This is a genomic window from uncultured Campylobacter sp. (assembly GCF_938045225.1).
Taxonomy (GTDB): Bacteria; Campylobacterota; Campylobacteria; order Campylobacterales; family Campylobacteraceae; genus Campylobacter_A.
In genome coordinates this window covers 1-8474 of sequence record NZ_CALINL010000075.1, presented here as the reverse complement: position 1 = coordinate 8474, position 8474 = coordinate 1, and the positions used below count along the sequence as shown (strand labels likewise).

Genomic DNA, 8474 nt, shown 5'->3' with positions numbered 1-8474 from the left:
CAGTATCATATCGTACTGCGCGTCGCCGTTATCAAAGCTGCCTAGCCTGTTTTGACCAAAGGAGGCATATATCACCTGCGCGACCGCGCTAGGATCGACGTTTAGGCGTTTAGCTTTGTCTTTATTTACGCTGATTTGCAGCTCGTTTATCTTGTCTTCGTTATCGCTACCCACATCCGTCGTGCCCTCTATCGCGCGCACCATCGCTATGGCTTTAGGCAGGATTTCGTCTAGCTTTTCTAGGCTATCGCCCGTGATCGTTAGCTGCACGGGCTCGCTGTCGCTGCCCGTATCGACGTATGGTATCTGCAGGACTTTGACGCTGAGGCCTTCAAATTTAAGCTTTTTTCTATACTCGTCCATTATCTGCGTTTGGCGCTCTTTTCGCGACTCAAAGCCCTTTAAGCGGACGTAAATTTTAGCCTTGTACGCGTCCTTTGAGTCCGTGTAGCCCGCGATCATATAGGAGTACTCTACGCGCGGATCGCTATCTACCTCGCGCACGACCTCGCTAGCTCTAGCGCTCATAGCCTCGACCGAGATGCCCGGGCTTGCCTTTAAAAATATCTCAAACTGCCCCTCGTCCTCTACTGGCAAAAAGTCCATACCGACCTTGCCGGCCAGGCTCATACAAAGAGCCAGTACACCAAAAGTAAGGATAACAAACGCGGTTTTAAACCTCAAAATAAGCTTCAAAAGCCGCTCGTAACCGCTCTCAAGCGCCTCAAAAAAAGGCTCCGTAACGCGGTAAAATTTACTCTCGCCCTCGCCTAAAAACCTAGCCGCGAGGCTAGGTATCAGCATAATGCAAACCAAAAACGACACCACGATACCGCCGCTCACGCTCATTCCAAAGGAGTTAAAATACTGCCCGATGATGCCCTCCATAAAGGCAATCGGCACAAACACGCAAAGCAGCACCGCGCTAATGCTAAGCACGCTAAAAGCTATCTCGCGCACGCCCTCAAAGCTCGCTTTTAGCGGATTACTCTCGCCCTCTTGCATCTTTTTGGAGATATTTTCTACGACCACGATCGCATCGTCGATAAATATACCGATACCAAGCGTGAGAGCCAGCAGCGTGAGGCGTTTTAGATCAAAGCCCAAAACGTCGATGATAAAAAACGTCCCCACGATACTAACCGGGATCGCAAGCGCGGCGATGACGGTCGCGCTAAAGCTTCGCAAAAAGAAAAAGACGATGACGACCGTGAGCGCGACGCCTAGCATCATGTCAAATTTGACCTGATTTATGTGCTTTAGGATACTCTCGCTCTTTTCGTAAACCCGCTCTACTTCGTAGTTCGCGCCCAGTTTTGCGGCTAGATCGTCCGTTTTAGCCTTGAGCGCGTCTATCGTCTCGATCGTGTTTGCTCCGCTTACTTTTATAGCGTCAAGCAACACTCCGCGCTTGCCGTTATACATCGCTACGGCGTCGGTGTCGTGATGAGATAGCTCTATGCGCGCGACGTCTTTTAAAAACACGTCCTTTTGCAGGCGGATATCCTCCAGCTCGCGCACGCTTTTAGCGTCGAATTCGCTCTTTAAAAATATCTCGAATTCGCTGTTTTCCAGCTTGCCAAGCGGAGCTTTTAAATTTTGCGATTTGATTATATTTATGACCGAGGCCGCGGTTAGAGCGTATTTATCGAGTTTAAACGGATCAAGGTAAATTTTGATCTCAGGCTCCAAAAAGCCCTTGTCATCGACCTTGCCCACGCCTTTTACGCGCTGCAAAAACGGTTTTGCTTCGTCTTTGACCGTTTGCATGAGCGCGGTTAAATTTTCGTCCTTGCGGCTAACGAAAAAGCTCGCCACCTTGCCGCTGTCGCTGTTGATTTTCTCTATCTCGGGCTGGGCGTCGAGCTTTGCCTTTGCGACTTTGTCTCGCACGTCGTTCGCGGCGACGTCGATGTTTTTCTTGAGATTAAACTCGACCAAAACGATGCTGAGGTTGTTAAATGTATATGACCTGATCTTTTTGATACCGTCTATCGTCGAGACCTCGTCCTCGATCTTTTTAGTGACCCTGCTCTCGACGAGGCTCATGTCGCCCGGCGCATAGGTCGTGATCTTAATCAGCGGGATGACGACCTCGGGAAAGAGATTTACCGGCATCCTAAGAAGCGACATCGCGCCGAAAAATACGAGCGCGACGAAAAACATCAGCGTCGTAATCGGGCGATTTATGGCTAGTTTATACATTTCGCGCCTTCGCTAAAACGGGCTTTTGCGGCGAATTTATCCAGCCGCCCTGCTCCATAAAAAGCGTTTGGCGATTAGCGGCTAGTAAAATTTGCGCCGCGTCAAATTCGGTGTTTAAATTTATGCCGCCTTGTTTGTGCGATAAATTTGACCCGCTCGTTAAATTTGCATTTTTCGCGGCGGAGTCAAATTTAACGCCGCGCGCCGAATTTGAGTTCAAATTTATCTCGCTTTTCGTCTGCAACGTCAAATTTAAAAACCGCACTACGCTGAAGCTAGTTTTTTCTACGTCAAATTTCGCGCCTGCTAGCCCATCGTTTTTAAAGCCTTCAAATTTATGCCCAAATGTTTTATTTGCGTCCTCTTTTTTAGGCTCGGCATCCGTTTCAACCTGCGAATCTGAGACGATATATCCCTCGCCAAAAAGTCCCGGCGTCAAATTTCGCGCCTGCACTTCGGCGTAAATTTTGCCGTTTTTCGTGTCGATAGTCGGGTAGATGAGGCTGATCTTGCCGCGTCTTTCCTCATTTTCGCCGTCTAGTTTATAGATAAATTCGCTACCGATTTTCACGCGGTCTTTGAATTTCTCATCAAAGCTAAGCTTGAGCTTGACGTCTGGATACGAAAAGATCGACATCAGCTTTTGTGCTCCGCCGCCAACACCCTCGCCGACCTCGATACTCTTGCCAGACATCGTCCCGTCAAAAGGCGCGAGCAGCCGAGTATCCTCAAGCCTCTTTTGCGCCAAATTTAGCGCCAGATGCGCTCTGTTTTCGGCTAGCGCCGCGTTTTTAAAATCAAATTCCGCATTTTCAAAAGCTTGCTTCGAGCTCACGCTTTGAACGAGCTTAAATTTATCCAGCACGCTTTTAGCGTGGGCTTTTGCAGTCTGCGCGCTCTCTAGGTCGTTTTGTGCGAGCCTTACGGCTAGCTTTTCGCTCTCGTTTTCAAGCTCGAGCAGCACGTCGCCGCGCTTTACCGCAGAGCCGATTTCTACGTTTACGCTCTTTACGATACCGACGGCCTTTAGCGCGAGCTGCGCGTCTTTTGCGGCCGCGACGTCAAAACTCGCGTAGATCCTATCCTGTGCGCAAAGTGCAACCGCCGCACTTAGTAAAAAAAGTAAAATTTTATTCATTTGCGCTCCGTTTTTTCGATATTTTCGGCGATTTTACCGCCGCGTTCGTATAGATACTCCGCCTTTTTGATCTCAAATTTACTCTTGCTTAGCTCCAGCGCGCTGCCTGCGCTAAAGCTCTGCGCGGTCGCGTTTAAAAACTCCACGTACCCTAGCAGCCCAGCTTCATACTTTTTGCTAACGGCATTTAGCGAGGTTTGCGCCGAGTTTAGCGCGCTTTTGCCGGCGGCTATCTTTTGCTCGAGCGTCTTTAGGTCGTTTTTGATATTTACTAAATTTAGCTCGTTTTGCAAGCGCTTTTGATCTAAATTTAGCTTCGCTTGCAGCGCGCTTATGCGCTTTATCTCGCGCTGCTTTTTGTTTGCGCCAAAATCAAACGCCTTCCAGCTAAAGCCCAAAATCAGCTCGTTAGTGTTTAAATTCGGCTTAAAAAAGTCGTCGAAATAGGGCTCTAGCACGCTTCGATACTGCGCGGGCAGCAAATTTCTGTCGTAATGGGTGCGCATAAAGGTGTAGGTATTTTTGATGAAAATTTGCGGGTTCGTCTCGGATGCGGTTATCTTTTCATCCTCCAAGGCCGCGGCGAAATTTAACCTAAGCGCCTCAAGCTCGGGCTTTTCGCTTTTTTGCGGCGCGAAGTCGTCGTCTGCAAACGCGATCCTAGAGCCAGCCACAGGCTCGATATCTCTGCCCGTTAGCGCGTAAATTTGATTTTTTATCTCGTTTTGATTTTGAGAGATTTCGAGGCGTTCGGCGAGCGCCATGGTGTACCTAGCGTTTACCGCTTCATACTCGCTCTCGTCGCTAAGTCCCGCACGGTAGTATTTTTCCAGCCTATTTAGAGCGTTTTTTAGGTAGTTTATCTCGCCCACTTTTGCGGTCGCGAGCTCGCCCAGCGACAAAAAGCTAAAATAAAGCTTGGTCGCGTTAAATGCGAGCAGGTTTTGATAATCCTCGTTTTTTAAAATTTCAGCCGCGCTAAGGTGCGAAAGCGAGCTTAGCAGGGCTTCGCGCTTACCGCCGTCATAAACGGCAAGCTCCAAAATCGCCCTTGCCGTAGCGGCTCTTTGCGGGCGCAGGACGTTTATGTCGCCGCTTAAAAAACTATATCCGCCCTCAACCGTGAGACTTGGCATATATGCGCTTTTTACGGCGTCTTTTTGCAGCTGTGCTTTTTGCGGTTCGTAGTTTGAGATTTGAGCCAAATTTGAACTCTGCGCGGCTAAAATCAGCTCGGGCAAATTTCCTTCAAATTTAACCTCCGAACCGCCTAAAAAAACGCAAAAACTCAAAAAAATATAAATTTTTTTCATCTAAACCCTTCCCTGTTAGCTCTGGGCGGCGCGGGCTAAATTTGAGCGGGTTGCGCCGTCTGGAGTCTGGCGCCGTAGGTAAAATAAAATAAAAATTTAAGCGGCGCGCGGAGCATTTTTAAGATTATAGCGATAAAAAACCTAATGAAAGCTTTTAACGAGATTCATGACGAGCAAATTCCACCCGTCTACGAGCACGAAAATAAGTAGCTTAAACGGCAATGAAATCATCGTCGGCGGCAGCATCATCATACCCATCGCCATGAGCACGGAGCTAACGACCATATCGATGACCAAAAACGGCAGATAGAGCAAAAAGGCTATCTCAAACGCCGTTTTCATCTCGCTAATCATAAACGCGCTCATCACGACCGTGAGCGGGATATCGTCGAAGCTTTGCGGGTTTGGCATATTTCTGATGCGTAAAAACAGCGCCAGATCCTTCTCTCTCGTATTTTTTATCATAAACTCGCGAAACGGCTTCACGCCGCGCTCAAAGGCCTCTTGGTAGCCGATTTGTTCGCTTAGATAGGGCTGCACGCCCGCTTCGTAGGCTTGCTTGCCCACAGGCTCCATAATGAAAAAAGTAAGCACCATCGCAAGGCTAATAAGCACCGTAGACGGCGGCATCTGCTGCGTACCCATCGCCTGGCGCAAAAACGAAAAAACGATAATGAGCCGCAAAAAGCTCGTCATCATAAAAACCAGCGAAGGGGCGAGCGTGAGGACGGTTAGGACTAGTAAGACGTTTAGCGAGCTAACTAGCTGGGTGGGCGTAGTAGGCGCGCTTAGACTGAGATTTACGGTCGGGATCGTGACGTTATCCTCGCCGATCGCGACCGCCGCAAAGATAAAAAACAGCAAAAACGTCAGTTTTTTCAAATTTACTCCTGCGCGTCCAGTATGCTTTTTTGCGTTTTGGCTTTGTCGTCTAAATTTAACGAAACGAAGTGGATCTCGACCCTGCGGTTTTTCTCCCTGCCCTGCTCGGTGAAATTCGTCGCAAACGGCTCAAATTCGGCCTTTGCGGATGCAGTTAGCTTTTTAGGATCGACTCCGTCTTTGATAAGCTCGCTAACTACGCTGATAGCTCGCGCCGATGACAGCTGCCAGTTGTCTTTAAACTCGGCAGAGTCCGGCTGCTCGCTGTCGGTATGTCCGATCACGTTTGCTACGACGTCCGGAGGCAACTTTGCTATCACCATCGCGATACGTTTTAAAAACAGTAGCGCATCGTCATTTTGCAACTGGGCGCTATCTTTTGCAAAGAGTAAATTTGCAGGTAGCCTAATCACAAATCCGCTCTCGCTCTCCTCAAATGTAACCTCAGGCGAGCCGCTAGCATGCAAAAGCTCGTTGATAGAGCGCAGAGTCTGCTCGAAATTCGACTTCACGCCCGTGCGCTCTTTGTTTGAGGTGGCATGGTCGTCTTGATTTTGCTCGGCGCTGACGTCGGGTTTCGCGCCACCCTCAAGCACGCCCAAAGCCCCGCTTAGCGAGCCGATCGCCGCTTCTAACTTCTTTGCGTCCATCGTACTCATAGAAAGAAGCAGTACGAAAAAGCAAAGCAGAAGCGACATCAAGTCGCCAAACGCCGCGAGCCACTCGGGTAAGCATTTGGGGCAGTCGCCCGGATCGATTAACTTTTTAGCCATTTTTTCTACTTATCAAACTGACTAACACGGTCTTTAGGCGGTAAAAACGATAGTAGCTTCATCTCGAGCGTCCTAGGGTTGTCGCCGGCTTGGATTGCCATTATACCCTCTAGCATTAGCACCTTTGCCGTGCCTTCGTCCTTATCGCGGATACTTAGGATGTTTGCCACGGGCGAGCCCAGGATGTTTCCTATCATCGCGCCGTAAAGCGTAGTAATGAGCGCAACCGCCATAGATGGACCGATAGCCGAGGGATCTGACATGTTCATAAGCATCGCAACTAGGCCGATGAGCGTACCGATCATACCCATCGAGCCCGCAAAGCCCGCGATTTGCTCAAAAATTTTGATATTATCGCCGTGACGCGAGCTAGACTGCTCCATATCTATCTCAAGCAGCGTTCTGATGGCGTCCGGTTCATTACCGTCAACCGCCATAGATAGGCCTTTTTTTAAAAACGGATCTGTTTCGTTATTTGCATCGCTCTCAAGCGCCAAGATACCGTCGCGACGAGCTTTTGTAGAGTATTCGACCATTTTTTTTACGATTTCGGGGAGATTGTAGGTTTTTGGCTTTACCGCGATGCCGTAAAACGTGCCTAGCTTTTTTATCTGCTCCATCTTAAAGCCGATCATCAGCGCGCAAATCGTACCGCCAAAAACGATCAAAACCGAGGGAATATCTATGTAAGCTCCGATTCCGACGCCCATCTGCATGGAACCTAGCAAAAGAACCATAATAACTATCCAACCGACGAGGCTACCTAAATCCATCTTGCAACTTTCTATTTAAAAATTTTAGTTTGTATTTTAGTTTTTTTTAGTTGAAAAAACAGTTAAACTTAGATTAGCTTTTTGCAAAAGGCATTCCAAATCAGGGTAAATTTTTTTAAATTTTGCGTTTTTGGTCATATTTCGTTTTTTTGGCATTTTTCTTGACCAAATTTGAATGCTTATTTTTCTAAAAATTTGATTTAAAAAGCGAAGTGCAATTTTAAACGAGAGTAGAAGACGGTGTCTTGCAGCGAGCGCAAATTTGGCAAATTTATCGCTCGCACGCTATCAGTGCTTAGTAAAAGGCAAATTTATCTAAGGTCTTTTTGGTTTAAACGCCCTTTTTGCCGTCATATAAAAGCCGCTAAATATAAATAGCGCCATCAAAAGCGAAACGACCGACCACAAAATTTTACCCGCAAGCCCGAAAAAATACCCCGTATGCAGCTGATAGTTCGTGCTTTTTACCATACCTACGGTTATGCCCTCGGTCTGCTTTTGCTCTGCGATCTTGCCATCTTTTACGTTTACGGCGGTCATTTTTGGACGAGCGGTATTTGGCGCGTCGGGTTCGTAGTATCTAACGTTTATCTTATCTCCGGCTGTTAGCATCAGGCTAAATTCCTTATACTCTATGCCGCTTGATTTAAATATCTCGTAGGCCCTCTGCGCATCGCTAAATTTATACTCGGCGCTCTTTTTGCCCTCTGCTTTTGCGGGCGCGCCCTCTTTGCGCTCGGCCTCTTTAGGCAAATTTTGCGCGCTAACGAAAAGCTCGGTCACCGCGCCGTTATACCAGCGGTACGACCACATGAGCCCCGTTAAACAGACGACGAGATAAATCACCGCGCTTAAAGCGCCTAAACTCGTGTGTAGGTTGTGAAAAAGGGCGTATTTTTTGAGTTTAAAATTCGGCTTTATCGCCTCGGCAAATTTGCGTTTTAGTCTCGGGAAATGCAGCCAAATGCCGCTTATCACGAGCACTATCATCGCGACCGTACTAGCGCCTACGATCTGCTTACCGACCTCGCCAGCGGTTTTATTGCCAGTTAGCGCAAGGCCTAAATTTCGGTGCAGAGACATTACCGCGCGCACGAATGCGACTCCGTAGTCCTTGCCGATGATCTGCGCGGTATAGGGATCGACCAAATAGGCATCGCTGTTGCTAGCATAAATTTTGATCGCTTCGTTTTCATTTTTGGGTAGCACGAGCCTTGCCGGCTGTTTAACGCCCGTTTGCTCGCTAAAGCTTTGCAAGATTTTCTCCGTGCTTAGCATTTCGCCGGTTTTTTCTATCTTGGGAGCGTTTAAATTTATGAGATCATCAAGCTCGTGCTGATACGACAAAATCGCGCCCGTAACGCCGACAACAAGCAACGGAATAGCAAAA

7 protein-coding genes are annotated in these 8474 nt (G+C 48.1%); all 7 read right to left on the bottom strand.

What is annotated here, in order from left to right; all coding sequences use genetic code 11:
* The coding region (locus tag Q0200_RS03220) for an efflux RND transporter permease subunit (protein WP_297937629.1) at positions 1-2205 on the bottom strand (2205 nt) is incomplete at its 3' end.
* Entirely contained in the window at positions 2198-3343 is a 1146-nt protein-coding gene (locus tag Q0200_RS03215) for an efflux RND transporter periplasmic adaptor subunit (RefSeq protein ID WP_297937626.1), read from the bottom strand. The genes Q0200_RS03215 and Q0200_RS03220, both read right to left, overlap by 8 nt.
* Positions 3340-4656 (bottom strand): TolC family protein, encoded by a 1317-nt coding sequence (locus tag Q0200_RS03210; RefSeq protein WP_297937623.1) that lies wholly within the window; start codon positions 4654-4656, stop codon positions 3340-3342. Before Q0200_RS03210 ends, Q0200_RS03215 begins: the two co-directional genes overlap by 4 nt.
* A 141-nt stretch (positions 4657-4797) precedes the next feature.
* Entirely contained in the window at positions 4798-5538 is a 741-nt protein-coding gene (fliP, locus tag Q0200_RS03205; protein WP_002948031.1) for a flagellar type III secretion system pore protein FliP, read from the bottom strand.
* 2 nt (positions 5539-5540) lie between these two features.
* Positions 5541-6311: a flagellar motor protein MotB gene (locus tag Q0200_RS03200; RefSeq protein ID WP_297937618.1), complete on the bottom strand. Its 771-nt coding sequence runs from the start codon at positions 6309-6311 to the stop codon at positions 5541-5543.
* Positions 6312-6316: 5 nt separating this feature from the next.
* On the bottom strand, positions 6317-7084 hold the full coding sequence (locus Q0200_RS03195) for a motility protein A (RefSeq protein ID WP_009494312.1): 768 nt from the start codon (positions 7082-7084) through the stop codon (positions 6317-6319).
* Between the two features lie 315 nt (positions 7085-7399).
* On the bottom strand, positions 7400-8474 hold a 1075-nt coding region (locus Q0200_RS03190), incomplete at its 5' end, for a PepSY-associated TM helix domain-containing protein (RefSeq protein WP_297937613.1).

Bases quoted from the DNA above. Each gene is read 5' to 3' on its own strand.
- Q0200_RS03215 (WP_297937626.1), bottom strand. From the start codon at position 3,343: ATGAATAAAATTTTACTTTTTTTACTAAGTGCGGCGGTTGCACTTTGC.
- Q0200_RS03210 (WP_297937623.1), bottom strand. From the start codon at position 4,656: ATGAAAAAAATTTATATTTTTTTGAGTTTTTGCGTTTTTTTAGGCGGT.
- Q0200_RS03200 (WP_297937618.1), bottom strand. From the start codon at position 6,311: ATGGCTAAAAAGTTAATCGATCCGGGCGACTGCCCCAAATGCTTACCC.
- Q0200_RS03195 (WP_009494312.1), bottom strand. From the start codon at position 7,084: ATGGATTTAGGTAGCCTCGTCGGTTGGATAGTTATTATGGTTCTTTTG.